General features: G+C 73.5%; 16 protein-coding genes and 1 tRNA gene. 4 read left to right on the top strand and 13 right to left on the bottom strand.

Annotated features, from left to right (window positions below):
* Positions 1 to 188 precede the first annotated feature (188 nt).
* The 6 genes from QPK52_RS18390 to QPK52_RS18365 form a co-directional block, all read right to left on the bottom strand.
* Positions 189 to 261, bottom strand: a tRNA-Ala gene (locus QPK52_RS18390).
* A gap of 230 nt (positions 262 to 491) precedes the next feature.
* Complete coding sequence (locus tag QPK52_RS18385; protein WP_410538571.1) at positions 492 to 1,133, bottom strand: histidine phosphatase family protein; 642 nt, start codon at positions 1,131 to 1,133, stop codon at positions 492 to 494.
* Between the two features lie 8 nt (positions 1,134 to 1,141).
* Positions 1,142 to 1,561 (bottom strand): ribosome silencing factor, encoded by a 420-nt coding sequence (gene rsfS / locus QPK52_RS18380; RefSeq protein WP_410538570.1) that lies wholly within the window; start codon positions 1,559 to 1,561, stop codon positions 1,142 to 1,144.
* A gap of 142 nt (positions 1,562 to 1,703) precedes the next feature.
* Positions 1,704 to 3,581 carry a LytR C-terminal domain-containing protein gene (locus tag QPK52_RS18375; protein WP_410538569.1) on the bottom strand — a complete coding sequence of 626 codons (1,878 nt, stop codon included), beginning with the start codon at positions 3,579 to 3,581 and terminating at the stop codon, positions 1,704 to 1,706.
* A 13-nt stretch (positions 3,582 to 3,594) separates the two neighbouring features.
* Positions 3,595 to 4,224: a nicotinate-nucleotide adenylyltransferase gene (nadD, locus tag QPK52_RS18370; RefSeq protein WP_410538568.1), complete on the bottom strand. Its 630-nt coding sequence runs from the start codon at positions 4,222 to 4,224 to the stop codon at positions 3,595 to 3,597.
* A 55-nt stretch (positions 4,225 to 4,279) separates the two neighbouring features.
* Complete coding sequence (locus QPK52_RS18365; protein ID WP_177213826.1) at positions 4,280 to 4,444, bottom strand: hypothetical protein; 165 nt, start codon at positions 4,442 to 4,444, stop codon at positions 4,280 to 4,282.
* A gap of 142 nt (positions 4,445 to 4,586) precedes the next feature.
* Between QPK52_RS18365 and QPK52_RS18360 the strand changes: the two genes are divergently transcribed.
* On the top strand, positions 4,587 to 5,690 hold the full coding sequence (locus QPK52_RS18360) for a M48 family metallopeptidase (RefSeq protein WP_410538567.1): 1,104 nt from the start codon (positions 4,587 to 4,589) through the stop codon (positions 5,688 to 5,690).
* Here QPK52_RS18360 and QPK52_RS18355 read toward each other — a convergent pair.
* The 5 genes from QPK52_RS18355 to proB all read right to left on the bottom strand — a co-directional run bounded on the left by QPK52_RS18355 (position 5,668) and on the right by proB (position 10,878).
* Positions 5,668 to 6,765, bottom strand: a complete 1,098-nt coding sequence (locus tag QPK52_RS18355) for a hypothetical protein (protein ID WP_410538566.1) — start codon at positions 6,763 to 6,765, stop codon at positions 5,668 to 5,670. The genes QPK52_RS18360 and QPK52_RS18355 overlap by 23 nt on opposite strands.
* 127 nt (positions 6,766 to 6,892) lie before the next feature.
* On the bottom strand, positions 6,893 to 7,588 hold the full coding sequence (locus tag QPK52_RS18350) for a hypothetical protein (RefSeq protein ID WP_410538565.1): 696 nt from the start codon (positions 7,586 to 7,588) through the stop codon (positions 6,893 to 6,895).
* Positions 7,589 to 7,714: 126 nt separating this feature from the next.
* A complete protein-coding gene (locus QPK52_RS18345) occupies positions 7,715 to 8,992 on the bottom strand; it encodes a glutamate-5-semialdehyde dehydrogenase (RefSeq protein ID WP_410538564.1) in 1,278 nt (425 codons plus the stop codon).
* A gap of 112 nt (positions 8,993 to 9,104) precedes the next feature.
* Entirely contained in the window at positions 9,105 to 9,497 is a 393-nt protein-coding gene (locus QPK52_RS18340; protein WP_410538563.1) for a hypothetical protein, read from the bottom strand.
* Positions 9,498 to 9,759: 262 nt separating this feature from the next.
* Positions 9,760 to 10,878 (bottom strand): glutamate 5-kinase, encoded by a 1,119-nt coding sequence (proB, locus tag QPK52_RS18335; protein WP_093654492.1) that lies wholly within the window; start codon positions 10,876 to 10,878, stop codon positions 9,760 to 9,762.
* A 258-nt stretch (positions 10,879 to 11,136) separates the two neighbouring features.
* Between proB and QPK52_RS18330 the strand changes: the two genes are divergently transcribed.
* The 3 genes from QPK52_RS18330 (at position 11,137) to QPK52_RS18320 (ending at position 16,122) form a co-directional block, all read left to right on the top strand.
* On the top strand, positions 11,137 to 12,297 hold the full coding sequence (locus tag QPK52_RS18330; RefSeq protein ID WP_410538562.1) for an acyltransferase family protein: 1,161 nt from the start codon (positions 11,137 to 11,139) through the stop codon (positions 12,295 to 12,297).
* A gap of 241 nt (positions 12,298 to 12,538) precedes the next feature.
* Positions 12,539 to 13,690 (top strand): CDP-alcohol phosphatidyltransferase family protein, encoded by a 1,152-nt coding sequence (locus tag QPK52_RS18325; protein ID WP_410538561.1) that lies wholly within the window; start codon positions 12,539 to 12,541, stop codon positions 13,688 to 13,690.
* 359 nt (positions 13,691 to 14,049) lie between these two features.
* Positions 14,050 to 16,122, top strand: a complete 2,073-nt coding sequence (locus QPK52_RS18320; RefSeq protein ID WP_410538560.1) for a hypothetical protein — start codon at positions 14,050 to 14,052, stop codon at positions 16,120 to 16,122.
* A gap of 93 nt (positions 16,123 to 16,215) precedes the next feature.
* Here QPK52_RS18320 and obgE read toward each other — a convergent pair whose 3' ends face one another.
* Together obgE and rpmA are read right to left on the bottom strand one after the other, a co-directional pair.
* Positions 16,216 to 17,658 (bottom strand): GTPase ObgE, encoded by a 1,443-nt coding sequence (gene obgE / locus QPK52_RS18315; RefSeq protein ID WP_410538559.1) that lies wholly within the window; start codon positions 17,656 to 17,658, stop codon positions 16,216 to 16,218.
* Between the two features lie 225 nt (positions 17,659 to 17,883).
* Positions 17,884 to 18,141: a 50S ribosomal protein L27 gene (gene rpmA / locus QPK52_RS18310; protein WP_065959305.1), complete on the bottom strand. Its 258-nt coding sequence runs from the start codon at positions 18,139 to 18,141 to the stop codon at positions 17,884 to 17,886.
* Positions 18,142 to 18,155: the final 14 nt, after the last annotated feature.

The following is an 18,155-nucleotide window of genomic DNA, read 5'->3' as shown; positions in this document are numbered from 1 at the left end:
CCCCGGCGGGCTTCCGCTGCGCGCAGCGGCCCGTCCGGCGCTCCGATTCTGCCATGCTCCGCCTGTGTGCAGGAGGGCGCCGAACGTGTGCGGCGAGGTTCCGCTTCCTCCGCGCCGCTCCGGGGCAACCCCCGCCGGAAAAGCGAAGATCCCGCCCCCTGTGGGGGACGGGATCTCTCTCGCTTCCGTGGAGCTAAGGAGAATCGAACTCCTGACCTCTTGCATGCCATGCAAGCGCTCTACCAACTGAGCTATAGCCCCATCGCCCCGGCTCCGCCGCGTCTCACCGCGGTGCCGTGAACGGGAAGAAGCTTAACCGGTGACCTGCCCGAATGCGAAATCCGCCTCGGACCGGCCCCCCGAACCGGACCGAACCGCCCCGGACCGGCCCCCGGTCCGCATCGGCACGTCCCGGCCCGCCCGGTTCCACCCCGGTCCGCCTCCGGCGGGGCCCTGCCGGAGAGGGCGGGCCGCCGGCCGGCCGGACCGCGTCAGACGTCGTCGCCGAGGACCGGCTGGGGAAGCGTTCCGGCATTGTGCTCCAGCAGCCGCCAGCCGCGCGCCCCCTCGCCCAGGACGGACCAGCAGCAGTTGGTCAGTCCGCCCAGCGACTCCCACGAGCTCGGCTCCAGACCCAGCAGACGGCCGATGGTGGTGCGGATCGTGCCGCCGTGGCTGACCACGACCAGGACCCCGCCGTCGGGCAGCTTCTCGGCGTTGCGCTCGACCACCGGCGCCGCGCGGTCGGCCACCTCGGTCTCCAGCTCGCCGCCGCCGCGCCGCACGGGCTCGCCGCGCTTCCAGGCGGCGTACTCCTCGCCGTGGCGCTCGACGATCTCCTCGTGCGTCAGCCCCTGCCACACGCCCGCGTACGTCTCGCGCAGGCTCTCGTAGCGGGTGACCTCCAGACCGGTGATCGCGGCCAGCTCGGCAGCGGTGTCGACGGCCCTCTTCAGGTCGGAGGCGATGATCGCGTCCGGCCTGAGCGCAGCGAGCAGCCGCGCGGAGCGGCGGGCCTGCTCCAGGCCCGCCTCGGTCAGCTCGATGTCCGTGGTGCCCTGGAAGCGGCGTTCGAGGTTCCACGCGGTCTGCCCGTGCCGCCACAGCACGATGCGGCGACCGCGTCCGGCCATGCGTCCGTTCAGCTCAGCTCACCGCCCTCGCCCGCGGCGGCCCCGCCCTTGCCCCGGGTGGCCTTGGCGTCCTCGGGCAGGTCGATCTCCGGGCAGTCCTTCCACAGGCGCTCCAGCGCGTAGAAGACCCGCTCCTCGCTGTGCTGGACGTGCACCACGATGTCGACGAAGTCCAGCAGGACCCAGCGGCCGTCGCGCTCGCCCTCGCGGCGCACCGGCTTGACGCCCTTCTCCTTCTGCAGCCGTTCCTCGATCTCGTCGACGATCGCCTTGACCTGGCGGTCGTTGGGCGCGGAGGCCAGCAGGAAGGCGTCGGTGATGGAGAGCACATCGCTGACGTCGTACGCGACGACGTCGTGGGCGAGCTTGTCGGCGGCAGCCTGGGCTGCTGCGTTGATCAGCTCGATGGAGCGGTCCGTGGCGGTCACAGGCAACGCTTTCGGTCGGTGGTCTACAACCCTTCCAGGGTCTCACGATCCGCCGCGGACCGGCTCCGTCGGGCCCGGCGGCTCCCCTCCCGCCGGACCCCCGTCGGCTTCCCCGCGGGTCTCCCCGCCCTTGCCGCCGGCCTCACTGCTCCCCGGAGCCGTAGTCCCTGCCCAGCACCACCGTGATGTCCGCGTTCGCCGCGCCCTTGCCCTGGGCCACGGCCTTCTCGGGCAGACCGAGCGTCCTGGCGACCTCCTCGGCCCTGGCCCTGTCCCCGGCGTCGGAGTAGGTCACGCGGGTGGTGGCCTGCGCGGAGTCCGCGCTGCCGCCGCCGACCACGGTGTAGCCGCCGTTGACCAGCGCCACCCGGGCGTTGTTCGCCGCCTTCTCGTCCCCGGTGGCGTCCTTCAGGCTCACGCGCGGCGTGGCGTTCGGATCGGTGTTCTTCACCGTGCCGCCGAGCACGTCCTTCACCAGGCCCTCGCTGGTGGCGTCGCTGAGCGTGCCGTCCGCCTCCACCGGCAGCAGCTCGGTGCCGTAGGCGTCCTTCCTGGCGTATCCGGCCAGCGAGGCGAGGCTGGCTCCGAGCTGTCCGTCGGTCAGGGAGGGGTCGAGGATCTGGGTCAGTGCCCGGACCGTGCCGGTGGCGGTCTTCGGGTCGTCGGACATCTTCTCCAGCGTGGCCCGCAGGACCTGCCCGAACCGGGCGAGCTGCTTCGTCTGCGGCTCGCCCGCGGCCCGGTGCGTGGCGTAGGCGACGGCGGCCCTCCCGTCCAGATCGCGCCCCTTGCCCCGCCGCACCAGCGGATCGTCGCCCTCCTTCGCGCCGGGCACGGTGGCGTCGGCGTCCAGGGAGATGCCGCCGACCAGATCGACCCAGTTCTCCAGGTAGGGGGTGTCCAGCCGCCAGGTGCCCCTGATGTCGGTGCCCAGCAGCAGGCCCAGCGCGTCGCGGGTGGCCGCCGCGCCCTCGGCCTCGAAGGACCTGCCCAGCGTCGTCCCCCCGCCCGTCCCGCCGGAGGAGACGACCAGGGAGTTGGGCAGCAGAACGGTGGTGCCCCTGCCCGCCGTCTCGTTGTTGACCAGCAGGGCGGTGGACATCTCCCCGCCGTCGATCTCTCGCAGGTGGACGACGATCACCTTGCGCTTCTGGGCACTCGACGCCGCTTCGGCGGCCCCGCCGTCCCCGGAGGTGCCGGGCAGCATGCCCGCCCACCAGAGCCAGCCGACCCCGCCGGCCAGCACCACGGCGAGCGCGACGACCAGGGCCACCGTGCGGTTGCGGCCCCGGCGCTTGGCCTCCTCGCGCCGCTCGGTGCGGCTCTCGGAGAACTTCAGCCAGTCGATGACGTCCTCGGACTCCTCGTCCTGCTCCTCGACGAAGGAGAACTCCTCGGTGCGGTACTCGTCGGCATCGGTGCCGTCGCCGGCGGGGGCGCCGTCATCGGCACGCCCGCCCGCGCCGCGGTCGGCACCGGGCCCGGTCTCCGGCGCCGCCTCGGCCCCGGCGGACCCGGCCGGCCCGGCGGGCCCGGCGGGCCGCTCCTCGTACCAGGGTCCCTGGGCCTGCTGCGGGATCCACGCCTCCGTCACCGGCTCCTGGGGACCGGTGGCGGAGGAGTCCCAGTCGCCGTACCGCCCCTGCCCGTCGTACCCGCCGGCAGGGGGGCCGGGGGCATAGGGGTCCTGGGCGTACGCGTCCGGCGCGTACCCGCCCCGGGCGCCCGCGGCGTAGGGGCCGGGGGCGTAGGAGCCGGGCGCGTACGTGCCCGGGTCGTGGGCCCCAGTGCCGTAGGCGCCGGTGCCGTACGGGTCGTACGCGGGCTGCTGCCCCGTACCCGGGCCCTGCCCGTACGCGGAGCCGTACGCCGGGTCGTACGAGGCGTCCCCGTACTGCCCGGCCGGGCTGTCGGGTCCCTGCTCGCCGTAGACCGGCCGACCGTACTCGTCGTAACCGTAGATGTGTCCGCTCGCCTGCGGCGGGTCCCCCAGCCCGTACGGGTCCTGTCGGTCGTTCACGACTGCCGCCCCTCTAGCCCTTCGGCGCCCGGCCGTCCCGGTACAGCCGGCGTTTGTTGATGTAGCGCACCACACCGTCCGGCACCAGATACCAGACGGGGTCCCCCTGCGCCACACGCGCACGGCAGTCCGTCGAGGAGATGGCCAGCGCCGGGACCTCGATCAGGGACACCCCGCCGGCCGGCAGGCCCGGATCGGCGAGGGCGTGCCCCGGACGGGTGACCCCGATGAAGTGGGCGAGTGAGAACAGTTCGTCGACGTCGCGCCAGGTCAGGATCTGGGCGAGCGCGTCGGCGCCGGTGATGAAGAACAGGTCGGCGTCGGCGTGCAGCCCCCTGAGGTCCCGCAGGGTGTCGATGGTGTACGTCCGGCCGCCGCGGTCGATGTCGATGCGGCTGACCGAGAACTGCGGGTTGGACGCCGTGGCGATGACCGTCATCAGGTAGCGGTCCTCGGCCGGCGACACAGCCTTGTGGCTCTTCTGCCACGGCTGCCCGGTCGGCACGAAGACCACCTCGTCCAGGTGGAACCTGGCCGCCACCTCGCTCGCCGCGACCAGGTGCCCGTGGTGGATGGGATCGAACGTCCCGCCCATCACGCCCAGCCGCCGTTTGCCGGCGCCGGACACTATGTGCTCTCCCATGCGTGCCGACCTTAGCCGTCCGGCGCCGATCGCGCCGCCGCCCGGGCCCGGTGCCTCAGCGGTCCCGGTTGAAGCGGGTGGTGATCCACAGCAGCAGGAGCAGCACCGCCAGAGCGCCGAAACCGGTGGCGTAGGGGTTGGCGGACGCGCCGCCGTGCTCGCCGTTCTCGGCACCGGAGGCCAGGAGGGTCAGGGTGTGCACGGTGTCGGGGAGGGTCATCGTCGGCAGACCTATCGGGTAGGGGCGGAAACTTGAGCCACATCGTAAGCGGGGCGGGGTGCTGTGGCGTGTGGCACCCACCACCTAGGGTGGGGGCCGACACGGGGGGACGGGCCCACACCAGACCCGCAGGGGGCGGACGATGACAGACGGCAACGGCACCACCGAGCACCTTCCCGGCCGCAGCAGGCGGCGCTTCCCGGGGATCTCCTCGCGGGCGTACGAGCATCCCGCGGACCGCTCCGCGCTGGTGGCGCTGCGCAGGCTGAGCGGATTCGACACGGTCTTCAAGGCGCTGAGCGGGCTGCTGCCCGAGCGCAGCCTGCGCCTGCTGTTCCTGTCGGACTCGGTCCGGGTGGACGACGCCCAGTTCACCCACCTGTACGCCATGCTGCGCGACGCCTGCTACATCCTGGACCTGGAGAAGGTCCCGGCGATGTACGTCACGCAGGACCCGAAGCCCAACGCCATGTGCATCGGCCTGGACGAGCCGGTCATCGTGGTGACCACCGGGCTGGTGGAACTGCTGGACGAGGAGGAGATGCGGGCGGTGATCGGCCACGAGGTCGGCCACGCCCTGTCCGGGCACGCGGTGTACCGGACGATCCTGCTGTTCCTGACCGGTCTGGCCGTCAAGGTGGCGTGGATCCCGCTGGGGAACGTGGCGATCATGGCGATCGTGACGGCGCTGCGCGAGTGGTTCCGCAAGTCGGAACTGTCGGCGGACCGGGCCGGGCTGCTGGTCGGCCAGGACCTCCAGGCGTCGATGCGCGGTCTGATGAAGATCGCCGGCGGCAACCACCTGCACGAGATGAACGTCGACGCGTTCCTGAAGCAGGCCGACGAGTACGAGTCCTCCGGCGATCTGCGCGACTCGGTGCTGAAGATCCTCAACGTGCTGCCGCGCAGCCACCCCTTCACCACCGTGCGCGCCGCGGAGCTGCGCAGGTGGGCCGCGAGCCGCGACCACCAGCGGATCATGGAAGGCCACTACGACCGGCGCGAGGACGACAAGGACACCTCGGTCTACGAATCGTTCCGGCAGTCCGCGAGCCACTACTCCGACACCGTGCGCACCAGCAAGGACCCGCTCATGGGCCTGCTGCGGGACCTGGGCGACGGCGCCGGGGACCTGGGCGGGAAGCTGCGCGACCGCTTCGCCGGGCGCGGCGGGAGCGACGGTGCCAAGGGCGACGGCGGCGGGAGCGGCGGCGCCAAGGGCGCTACGGGCGCGGCAGGGAGCTAGGGTCCAGCGTCCCGCACACCGGGCTGTCGCCGCCGTCGCGCACGTAGGGGTCGGTGCCGGCCGGGTGGTCGGCGTCGGCGGTCTGCCCGGCCGTCAGCGGGCGCAGGGCGTCGTGGGCCCGGGCCGCGCAGGACATCGGCCCGGCCCGCACCTCGCTGCGCTCCACCGTCAGATGGTGGTCGCGCAGGTCCTCGCGGTCGAAGCGCAGCCGCAGCTCGCGCCGCACCGTGAACAGCGAGGCGGCCTCTCCGTCCGCCCGGGTGCCGGCCGTCCGGTCGCCGCCCGCCCGGGCGGCGGGGCGGACGGCGTAGACGAAGACGTGGTCGGTGACGATCTCCAGCGCGTCGGCCTCCGCCTCGCGGACCTCCATCGTGCCGCGGACGCGCACCCCCTCGCCGGCGAACTCCGTGTGCTCGGGGTCGAAGCGCACCAGCCAGCCGGTCGCCGCGTGGTGGCCGTCGGCCGCGGGCCGCTCGATGCTGCGGTCGAACTGCGCGTGCTGGTCCGGATCGATCAGTATCCGCACCGGCCGCGCGGTCCTGCCGCTGAGCACCTCGGGGTTGAGGGAGCTCTCGACCACGTACTCCTTGGCGACGGCCAGCGCGGCGAGCACCTGGCTGTCGGCGAAGTGGGCGGTGGAGCGGACCGGGGGCAGCGTCACCCCGGCGGCCCCGGTGTAGAACTCCGCGGCCGGGCTGTGTTCGAACAGCCGTGACGGCCGCCCTCCGGGCACCCCGCTCTCCCCGTCCGGCGAGAGCGGGACGACCGTGCTGCTCATCACCCGCGGGCCCGGCTGCTCCACGGGCTGCCGCGGGCCGCTCACCCCCGCGTAGACCACGGCCCCGAAGGCGAGCACGATCAGCACCGCCAGGACCAGGCCCCGCCACGGCACCCCGTGCAGCGGCCGGGGCGGGAGGGGGCGGACGGGGTGCTCGCAGTCGGCCAGCCGCTCCCGCGCGGAGAACTCCTGGAGACGGGCAGCCCGGACGAACGACTCGTCGAAGACGGTGGAGCGGTACTCGTCGTCACCGCCTCCGGGCAAGCCCCGGGGCGGTGGGTCTCCAGGCCCGGCCATACCCCCAGAGTAGGCCGGAGGAAGGGCCCCAAACCGGCCCGTAGGCCCCAACAACGGGAAAAGTCGGGCAGTGTCCGCCGGGCGGCCTACCGGGCACCCGGCAGGCGCGGCGGCCCGGCCACGTCCGTTACGCCGGGCCGTCGAACGAGGAGGTGCTGTAGTGGCCGGACAGGGAGGGCAGCGCACCGGACCGGCCGGCCGGCGGCGGGGCGTCGACCCCGCTGGTCGCCGGCGGCGGCTCCGGCGGAGTCTGCTGCCGCTGCCCCGAGGCGCCCCGGTGGACGGCGGCGAAGGCCATCGCGACGATGCCGACGCCCATCACCACGGCGAGCACCCAGGCGACCGGCCGCTGCCAGCGGACATGGCCCCGGTACGGGCGCGGGGGGCGCCCGTGGAGGCCGCCTCGGCCGTCGCTCTCCTCGGTGTAGCCGGCGTACCCGGCGTCCTCCGGGTACTCGGTGTCCTCCACGTACTCCAGGTGGTCGAGGCGGTCGGCGAACTCCAGCCGGCCGTAGCGGTACCGGCCGTGGTGGTCGTCACCGTCGTCCGCCCCGGCGTCGCGGTCGTTCTCGGCGCCCTCGGAATCGTCCCGCCACGGTCCGTAGCCGTACTGGTCGTCGTACGCGAGCGCCGTCTCGGTCTCGGAGGGGGACTGGGCGGCGGCCAGCGTGCGCTCGGCGGCAGTGGGCTCGTGGATCAGGGCGGCACGTACGAAGGACTCGTCGAGTACCACGGAGGCGAACACGTCGTCCGCCGCCGCGCGGTCGCGGTCGTCGGGCTCCTCACCGCTGTGGTGCGGCTGGCCCCCCACATCCTCCGGCACGGGACCAGCGTAGACCCGCCGGAGGACTTTGGGCAGGGAGAACGGTGATTCGTCTGCTTCGTACGAGGTCCGCGCGCTTCCGCGGGAGCCCGCGGGCCCCCGCGGAAGCGCGCGGAGGCGGCGGGCTCAGCCGCGTACGTGCCCCTCGCCCGTGACCACGTACTTCGTCGAGGTCAGCTCCGGCAGGCCCATGGGGCCGCGGGCGTGCAGCTTCTGGGTGGAGATGCCGATCTCGGCGCCGAAGCCGAACTGGCCGCCGTCGGTGAAGCGGGTGGAGGCGTTGACCATGACCGCGGTGGAGTCCACCAGCGACACGAAGCGGCGGGCCGCGCTGGTGTCGGAGGTGACGATCGCCTCGGTGTGGCCGGAGGTCCAGCGGCGGATGTGTTCCACCGCGGCGTCCAGGGAGGGCACCACGGCGGCGGCGATGTCGTACGAGAGGTACTCGGTGGCCCAGTCCTCCTCCGTGGCGGGCACCACGTCCACGCCCCCGGCCTCGCCCGCCTTCATCCAGGCCCCGTCGCCGTGCACGGTCACCCCGGCCTTCTCCAGCGCGGCCAGGGCGCGCGGCAGGAAGGCGTCGGCGATACCGGAGTGCACCAGCACGGTCTCGGCGGCGTTGCAGACGCTGGGGCGCTGCGCCTTGGAGTTGACCAGGATCTCCACGGCCGTGTCGAGGTCGGCGTGCTCGTCGACGTAGACGTGGCAGTTGCCGGTGCCGGTCTCGATGACCGGGACGACGGACTCCTCCACGACCGTCTTGATCAGGGAGGCGCCGCCGCGCGGGATCAGCACGTCCACCAGGCCGCGGGCGCGCATCAGCTCCTTCACGCTGTCACGGCTCTCGCCGGGCACGAGCTGGACGGCGTCGGCCGGGAGGCCGGCGGAGGACACGGCGTCGCGCAGCACGGCGACCAGGGCGGTGTTGGAGGAGTACGCGGAGGACGAGCCGCGCAGCAGCACCGCGTTGCCGGCCTTCAGGCAGAGCACGGCGGCGTCCACGGTGACGTTGGGCCGGGCCTCGTAGATGATGCCGACCACGCCGAGCGGCACCCTCACCTGGCGCAGTTCCAGGCCGTTGGGGAGCGTGGAGCCGCGCACCACCTCGCCCACCGGGTCGGGCAGGGCCACCACCTCGCACACGTCGGAGGCGATGGCGGCGATCCGCTCGGGGGTGAGGGTGAGCCGGTCGACGACGGATTCGGCCGTCCCGGCGGCGCGGGCCCTGTCCACATCGGCGGCGTTGGCCTCGACGATCTCGCCGGTGCGGGCCACCAGTGCGTCGGCGATCGCGAGCAGCGCACCGTCGCGTGCGGTGCGCGGCAGCGGGGCGAGCGCGGCGGCCGCCTCCTTGGCGCGGCGGGCGGTGTCGATCACGGGCGAGGTCTGCGATGCGCTGCTCATGCTCCCAGCGTAGCCAGGGCGGGCGGCGTCCATCCTGAGGTCCGCAGTACGAGACGGGCGGTGTGCCCGGGCGCGCCGCGCGCGACCGCCGCCCGGGCACACCGGTGCGGTGTCAGAACGGGTGGACGCCCGCCGGTACGGCGGGGTGGGGGCCGTAGCCCTCGGCCACCCGCTGGTGGTAGGTCTCGCGGCCGATGACCTCCAGCCCGACGATCTCCCACGGCGGCAGCTTCGCCGACGCCCGGTGCTCGCCCCACAGCCGCAGCGCCACGGCCGCGGCGTCGTGGAGGTCGCGGGCCTCCTCCCAGTAGCGGATCTCGGCGTGGTCGTTGGCGTACCGGCCGGCCAGCAGGAAGGGGTGGTCGTGGGCGAGCCGCTCCAGCGCCCGTCTGACGTCCCTCAGCGGGGCCTCGGCACCGGAGACGCTGAGGGTGACGTGCCACAGGCGCGAGGCGCCGCCGGAGCGGCCGTCCTCCCCGCCGCGGCGGGAACCCGGCTCCGCCATGCCCCGCAGGGGGCTCCCCGCCCCGTCGCCTCGCTGGGGATACCCCAAGTCGACGCTGGTCAGTCGTCTCACCGGCGGCCTCCCGTGTGGTGCCGAACTCATGACTGCGCTCACGTGACCGCGCTCGGGCGACTGCGCTCGTGCGGTCACGCGGTGGGCCGCCGTCCCGGAGCGGCCCTCCCACAGAAGTGGACCAGTACTCGAGCCGCCGTGTGGCGGTTTTCGGGAAGGTGCCCATTGAAAGGCTGACCCCAGGGCGCCGTCAGTGACGCAGCAGGACCAGGTCGTCGCGGTGGACGACCTCCCTCTCGTACGCGGGACCGAGCTCGCGGGCCAGGTCGCGGGTGGAGCGGCCGATCAGCCGGGGGATCTCGCGCGCGTCGAAGTTGACCAGTCCGCGGGCGACGGGCCGCCCGGCGGCGTCCCGCAGCTCGACCGGGTCGCCCGCGGAGAACTCGCCCTCCACTCCGGCCAGCCCGGCGGGCAGCAGCGAGGTGCGCCGTTCGACCACGGCCCGTACCGCGCCGTCGTCCAGCACCAGCGCGCCGCGCGGGGCGGAGGCGTGGGCCAGCCACAGCAGCCGGCCGGCGGAGCGGCGGCCGGTGCGGTGGAAGTAGGTGCCCACGGGCCGCCCGGCGAGGGCGTCGGCGGCGCGGGTGGCGGAGGTGAGCACCACGGGGACGCCGGCCCCGGCGGCGATCCGGGCCGCCTCGACCTTGGTGACCATGCCCCCGGTGCCGACCCCGGCCTTCCCGGCGCTGCCGATCTCCACCCCGTCCAGGTCGTGCGGGCCGCGCACCTCCTGGATGAGGGATGTGCCGGGGGTGGCCGGGTTGCCGTCGTAGAGGCCGTCGACGTCGGAGAGCAGGACCAGCAGCTCGGCGCGGACGAGGTGGGCGACCAGCGCGGCCAGGCGGTCGTTGTCGCCGAAGCGGATCTCGTCGGTGGCGACGGTGTCGTTCTCGTTGACGATCGGCACCGCGCCCATGGCCAGGAGCTGGTCCAGGGTGCGGTAGGCGTTGCGGTAGTGCGCGCGGCGGCTGGTGTCGTCCGAGGTCAGCAGCACCTGGCCCACGCGCCGGCCGTAGCGGGCGAAGGAGGCTGTGTAGCGGGCCACCAGCAGCCCCTGGCCGACGCTGGCGGCGGCCTGCTGGCGGGCGAGGTCGCGGGGGCGCTTCTCCAGGCCCAGCGGCGCCAGTCCGGCGGCGATGGCACCGGAGGAGACCAGCACGATCTCCTTGCTGTCCTCGTCCTCCGGGGCGCCGAGCTGCCGGGCCACCACGTCCACCAGCGCGTCCACCCGGTCGGCGTCCAGCCCGCCGGCGGCGGTGGTCAGCGAGGACGACCCGATCTTCACCACGATCCTGCGGGCGTCTCGCACGTCCCGCCGAAGGCCCTGCTCTGCCGCTGCCACCTGCGCCGTCCCCTGCGTGTGATCTCTCGTCCGGTCGCTGTGCAATCTACGCGAGCCCCCGCCCGGCCCGCCTGCCCGTTCCGGCCGCCGGACGGTGCGCCCGATGGGCGGAACGGGGGGGCCGGGCGGCGTTTGCGCTCCGCCGGGAGCCGCCGGAGACTGACGGGCGTCCTCTCACCAGATCATCTGACATATCCGTTCCGTCACCCGGAGGGAAGGATCCCCGTGAGCCAGGTCTCCCCCGCCGTCGCCTCCCCGGACACTCCGGGCCGCCCGGACGCCTCGACCGCCCCGGACACCCCGGACACCCCGGACGCCCCGGACGCGGAGGGAGGCAGACGGCCCCGGGAGCGCGACGCGTTCTTCGACAACGCCAAGTTCCTGGCCATCGTGCTGGTCGTCGTCGGGCACTCGTGGGAGGGGCTGCGCGACGGCAGCCGGGCCGTGGCGGCGGGCTATCTGCTGCTGTACGCCTTCCACATGCCCGCCTTCACCGTCATCTCGGGCCACTTCTCCCGGAGCTTCTCGTTCCGGCCGCACCAGCTCCGGCGGCTGGTCACCGGGGTGGCCGTGCCGTACGTCGTCTTCGAGACGGCGCTCAACCTGTTCCGCGCCTGGAACACCGGCGGGGAACCGAGGATCACCCTGCTGCACCCGTGGTACCTGACCTGGTTCCTCATGGCGCTGTTCGTCTGGCGGCTGACCGCTCCCCTGTGGCGCGCGCTTCGGTACCCCTTCACCGTGTCGGTCGTCCTGGCCGCCGCGGCCACGGCCTCCCCCGGCATCGGCGGCGACCTCGCCCTGCAGCGGGTGCTCCAGTACCTGCCGTTCTTCGTGCTGGGCCTGCGCCTGGAGCAGCGCCACTTCGAGGCGCTGCGGGACCGGCGGGTGCGGCTGCTCGCGCCGGCCGTCCTCGCGCTGGGCGCCCTGGCGGCCTACTGGGCCGTGCCCCGGATGAACGCGGACTGGTTCTACCACCGCTACGCGGCCCAGGAGCTCGGCGCTCCCGGCTGGGCCGGGGTGCTGATGACGCTGGGGATGCTCGGCTGCTCCCTGCTGCTGAGCGCCGCCTTCCTGAGCCTGACGCCCTCCCGGCGCACCTGGTTCACGGCGCTGGGCGCCGGGACGCTGTACGCGTACCTGCTGCACGGCTTCCTGGCCAAGGGGGCGCACTACTGGGACTGGTACGAGGGCGGCTTCGTGAACAGCGCGCCGGGTGTCCTGCTCGTCACCGCGGTCGCGGCCGCGGTGACCGTGGCCCTGACCACGCCCCCGGTGGTCAGGGCCTTCCGCTGGGCGATGGAACCGCGTCTGGAGTGGTTCTTCGCCCCCGAACCCCCGTCGCGGGCGGGCCGGGACCGGCGGGGCGCGACGCCCGGCGCCTGAGCCGGGCGCCTCCTCGACCGCCCGGTGGGCACGTGGCCGAAATCGAGGGCAACCATTCGGTCATCCCATGTGTCTTAACTTGCGGTTCAGATCGATTGCACCCGCAGGTAACCCAATCTTCGGGCTGCGTACGCTCTGCGCGCCTTGCGAGGGTTGCGCGGAACATCCGGGTGACGGGCTCCCCCGGACACCGATCGGCTCCAGCCACTTCCCGACCGCCTACGAGGACTGCCGACCAGACATGGACATACCCCCCCTTTCCGAAGTGCGCCGCCTCACCGAGAAGAAGCGCGACGCCTGGTGGACGGTGCTGCTCGTCGACCCCGTGGCCACGCCGCTGGTCCGGTGGACGGCGAAGTGGACCCGGGTGACGCCGAACCAGATCACCTGGGGGGCGCTCTTCCTCGGCCTCGCCGCCGCCGCCTGCTTCGCGCGCGGCGACTGGAAGTGGCTGCTGATCGGGGCCGGGCTCTACCACCTGAGCTTCATCCTGGACTGCATGGACGGCAAGCTCGCCCGGCTCACGGGGAAGGGCTCGGAGTTCGGCGGCTGGCTGGACTACGTGTTCGACCGGGTGCGGGTGCTGATCTGCGCCGTCGCCCTGATGGGCGGCCAGTACTCCCGCACGGGGGAGGTGGCGTACGTCTGGCTGGCCCTCGTCGTGGTCTTCCTGGACGCCCTGCGCTACCTGGACGCGCTCCAGATCTTCAAGGTGCGCCACAGCATGCGCAAGAAGATCAGGGCCCGCGCCAAGGCCAGCCGGCGGGCGGCGAGGGCCCTGATGACCGCCGAGGAGCTGGAGCGGGACCAGGAGCTGGAGCAGCGCGAACGGGAGCGGGAGCAGGAGCGGGAGAACGACGGCGACGAGGAGCAGGGCATCGCCTTCATGGAGGACCTCCTCCGTGAGAACCCCACGGCGGACCTCGACGACCCCGGCCGGGAGGGCCCGGACACCGGAGCCGGGAGCGGCGAGGAGGGCCGGCCGCGGGAGAAGAAGGTCATCGACCTGCACGTGGAGTTCAAGAGCCGGTTCCCCTGGTACGGCCGCTTCCGCACCTTCCTGCTCCGGCACCGCATCCGCACCCACCTGGTGAGCGGCATCGAGTTCCAGATGGCCGTCTTCATCGTGGGCCCGGTCCTCGGCGCGATCATGCCGGTGACCATCGCGGCGGGCGCCCTGCTGATGGTGTTCGAGCTCGCGATCATCTACAAGCTGCTGCTGTCCACCAGGGACTTCGAGCGGACCCTGGCCTCCTACCCGGTCCCCGAGGTTCCCGAGAACGCGTCCGAGGCCGCCGCTCCCGGCGCCGCCCCCGGAATCCCGGCCCAGCCCGGAGGCCCGGACGGGGAGAGCCTGCCGTCGCGCGGCGGCACCGCCGTCGGCGGCCGGTAGGGACGGACGCGCAACGCCGGGCGGGGCGGTGAACGGGAGGCCGGCCCCCCGTTCACCGCCCCGCCCGGCGTTGCGCGAGGGCACCGGGCGAGGACAGCGCCGCGATAACCGTAGGATGAGCGCCGCAAACGCATCACCGAGTGGTCGTCGAACACTCCGTCGCATGCCGATCGCCGCTGGGGAGCGGTGCCGGGAGGCCCGGTAGGCAGGGGGTGGGCGGTAGGCGAGACGACACGTATGACGTCCCTTCCTGGAGCGTGACCTGTCTGATGTCCGCCTCGTTCCCAGTCCTGAGGCTCCTCCGCGGTAAGCAACGGCCCAAGGGAGGTACCGCACGGCCCGCCCCCCCGAGTTTCTCGGTGAAGCACGCGCTGGCCCTCTCCGTCCTGCTGGGCGCGGCCCTCCTCGCACAGCTGCTGGGCGCGCTGCTGGCGAACATCGCCCTGTTCGTCGCGGGCTCCTCGGTCGGCCTTCTGCTCGACCTGTACCTGGTGCACCGGCAGCCCCGGCTGGTCGCCGCACTGGGCAGGCTGCGCTTCGACGTCACCGCCCGCCAGCTGCTGCGCGACGCGGTGATCGTCGTCGGCCTGGTCCGGCTGCCGGGCATCGATCCCCTGGAGGAGCAGCCCCTCGCTCTGGCCCTGCTGGCCGGCTACTTCCTGCACTTCTGCTGCCAGGCGGTCGCACTGCTGATCAGGCGCCGGCGCACCCTCCCCTTCGTCACCCGCAACATCGACGCGTCCGCCCTGCGGCTGTCCTCCGCGCCGCCGCGGCTGCTGGCCCGCCAGCCCAGCCGCCGGCTGCTGTACTTCGCCCTGCCCGCCACGGCCGGTCTGATGGCCTCGGCCCTGACCGCCGAAGCCCTGTGGGGCCTGCTGGGAGTGGGCGTCACCCTGGTCCTCCACCTGGGCGGCATCCTGCGGCTCGCCGTCTGGCTGCGGCCGGGCGCACAGCCCGCGAACGAGCAGCAGGCGCTGGAGTGGCTGGACCGCTGGCTGGCCGAGTACCGGCCGACGGTGGCGATGTACTTCTCCGGCGGCGCCGCCTCCGCCTACCAGGCGAACATGTGGCTGAGCACGCTCTCCGCGCTGGAGGCCAGGCCGCTGATCGTGCTGCGCGAGCGGTTCATGGTGCAGAAGATCGACGCGACCGACGTGCCCATCGTGTGCATCCCCAAGGTCGCGCACCTGATGCGGCTGGAGCACTCCTCGCTCAAGATGATGCTGCACCCGGCGAACTCCGGTAAGACCTCGCAGGTGCTGCGCATCCCGTCGATCAAGCACGCCTTCATCAACCACGGCGAGAGCGACAAGCTCTCCAGCTGCAACCCCTACGCCAAGGCCTACGACGAGGTGTGGGTCGCGGGCCGGGCCGCCCGGGACCGCTACCGGCTCGCGGACATCGGCGTCGACGACCGCGACGTGGTGGAGGTCGGCCGGCCGCAGCTCGCGCCGATCCGCCCCTACGCCGGGCCCCCGGCCGCGGACGGCCCCGTCACGGTGCTGTACGCGCCCACCTGGGAGGGCTGGACCGACGACCCCGGCAACACCTCGATCATCCTGGCCGGCGAGAACATCGTCCGCGCCCTGCTGGCGGACCCGAAGGTGCGGCTGCTGTACAAGCCCCACCCGATGACCGGTTCGGTCGACCCGCGCGCGGCCCGCGCCGACGAGCGCATCCAGCAGATGATCGCCGAGGCCAACGCCCGGCGCTCCGGCCCGCGCCCCGGCCCGGAGGCCGCCGCCGAGCTGGCCCGCCGCACCGCCGCGCTGGACGAGCTGACCACCACGGCGTTCCGGCCGAGCGCGGACGAGATGGAGCGAATGCTGCTCCAGTCCACGCCCGGGGGGGACCGGGAGGCGGCGGTGGCGGCCGCGACGGCCGCCTGGGAGGAGGCCTACTGGGCGTCCTTCCCCGACTGGGAGCACCTGGTGATCACCGGGCCGCGGCCCGCCCTGTACGCCTGCTTCAACCGTTCCGACCTGCTGATCAGCGATGTCTCCAGCGTGGTCTCGGACTGGCTGGCCAGTGAGAAGCCGTACGCGGTCGCCAACACCAGCGGTCTGGCGGAGGAGGAGTTCAGGGCCGGTCTGCCGACCGTGCGGGCGGCCACGATCCTCACGCCCGACGCGGCCGGCGTGCCCGCCCTGCTGGACTCCGTCCGGGACCCGTCCCGGGACACCATGGCGCGGGCCCGCGCCGAGCTGAAGGTGCACCTGCTGGGGCCGGCCGATCCGCCGTCGATCGTCCGCTTCGACCGGGCGGTCGCGGCGCTGTGCGCCAAGGCGGACAGGCGCCGCGAGCTGATGGCCCTGCGCACGGACGACGCTCCGGCACCGCGGGTGGCCGCCGAGGCGGCGGAGGCGGCCGAGGCCGCGGAGGCCCCGCAGGAGCCCGACCACAGCGACCCGGAGAACTCCCTCACCACCTGACGTCCGGCCGGTGGGCCGCGAAGCGGCGGTGGCCCCGTCCTCTCCCGGGAGAGGACGGGGCCACCGCCGCTTGCCGTCCGTACCGCGCCGCTCCTACTCCTCGAAGGGGTCGAAGTCCTCGTACGCGCGCAGGGCCTCGTCGCGCTCCGCCTCGCGGTCGCGGCGGCGCTGGGCGGCCGGGCGGATGGTGTCCATCCGGTGGTCCTCGCCGCGGCGGCCGAGCATCTCCGCGCCCGCGGCCACCGAGGGCTCCCAGTCGAAGACGACCGCGTCCTCGTCCGGCCCGATGGCCACGCCGTCGCCCTCGCGGGCGCCCGCCTTCATCAGCTCGTCCTCGACACCGAGGCGGTTGAGCCGGTCGGCGAGGTAGCCGACGGCCTCGTCGTTGCTGAAGTCGGTCTGGCGCACCCAGCGCTCCGGCTTCTCGCCGCGCACCCGGAAGAAACCGTCGCCCTCCTGTGTGACGGTGAAGCCCGCGTCGTCCACGGCCTGGGGGCGGATGACGATACGGGTCGCCTCCTCCTTCGGCCTGGCCGCGCGCGCCTCCTCCACGATCCCCGCCAGGGCGTAGGACAGCTCCCTGAGCCCCTTGCGGCTGACGGCCGAGACCTCGAAGACCGGGTAGCCGCGCGCCTCCAGGTCGGGGCGGATGATGTCGGCCAGGTCCTGGCCGTCGGGGATGTCCACCTTGTTGAGCACCACCACGCGCGGACGGCCGTCCAGGCCGCCGTACTGGGCCAGCTCGGCCTCGATGACGTCGAGGTCGGTCACCGGGTCGCGCTCGGACTCCAGCGTCGCGCAGTCCAGCACGTGGACCAGGACCTCGCAGCGCTCCACGTGGCGCAGGAACTCCAGTCCCAGCCCCTTGCCCTGGCTGGCGCCGGGGATCAGGCCGGGCACGTCGGCGATGGTGTAGACGGTCGCGCCGGCCGTCACCACGCCCAGGTTGGGCACCAGGGTGGTGAAGGGGTAGTCGGCGATCTTCGGCTTGGCGGCGGAGAGGACGGAGATCAGGGACGACTTGCCCGCCGACGGGTAACCGACCAGGGCCACGTCCGCCACCGTCTTCAGCTCCAGGACGATGTCGCGGGTCTCACCCGGCTCGCCCAGCAGGGCGAAGCCCGGCGCCTTGCGGCGGGCCGAGGCCAGCGCGGCGTTGCCCAGGCCGCCGCGTCCGCCGCGTCCGGCGACGAAGGTGGTGCCCTGGCCGACGAGGTCGGCGAGCACGTTGCCCTGCCGGTCCAGGACGACCGTGCCGTCCGGGACGGTCAGCACCAGGTCCTTGCCGTCCGCGCCCGAACGGTTGCCGCCCTCGCCGGGCTTGCCGTTGGTCGCCCGGCGGTGCGGGGTGTGGTGGTACTCCAGCAGCGTGGTCACGGACTGGTCGACGACGAGGATCACATCGCCGCCCCGGCCGCCGTTGCCGCCGTCCGGGCCGCCCAGCGGCTTGAACTTCTCACGGTGGACGGAGGCACAGCCGTGGCCTCCGTTACCCGCGGCGACGTGCAGTTCGACGCGGTCCACGAAGGTGGTCATGACGGGTGCCTCCAGGCTGGTGTTCGAGGGGTGTGCGGATTGCGGGGTGCGGCCCGCCGGGGGTGCCGCACCGGTGCGGCGGTGCGGCGCGCGGCGGGCCGCCCTCCACTACTTCTTGCAACGCGCCGAGGGCGGAACCGCTTCCCCGTCCGTACGCGCGGGGCACGTACGGACGGGAGGCGGTCCGCCCTCGGAGGGTGCTGCGGGTCGTACCGGAGCCGGTGGTTACTCGGCGACCGGGACGATGTTCACGACCTTGCGGCCGCGGGAGGTGCCGAACTGCACCGCACCGGCGGCCAGCGCGAACAGGGTGTCGTCGCCGCCGCGGCCCACGCCGGAGCCCGGGTGGAAGTGGGTGCCGCGCTGGCGGACCAGGATCTCGCCCGCGTTGACGACCTGACCGCCGAAACGCTTCACGCCGAGCCGCTGGGCGTTGGAGTCACGACCGTTCCGAGTGGACGATGCGCCCTTCTTGTGTGCCATCTCTCCTCAGTCCC

This window comes from Streptomyces sp. KL2, assembly GCF_046529545.1.
GTDB classification, from domain to species: Bacteria; Actinomycetota; Actinomycetes; order Streptomycetales; family Streptomycetaceae; genus Streptomyces; species Streptomyces radiopugnans.
The sequence above is the reverse complement of the archived record's forward strand: the minus strand, read 5'-3'. Positions and strand labels throughout refer to the sequence as shown.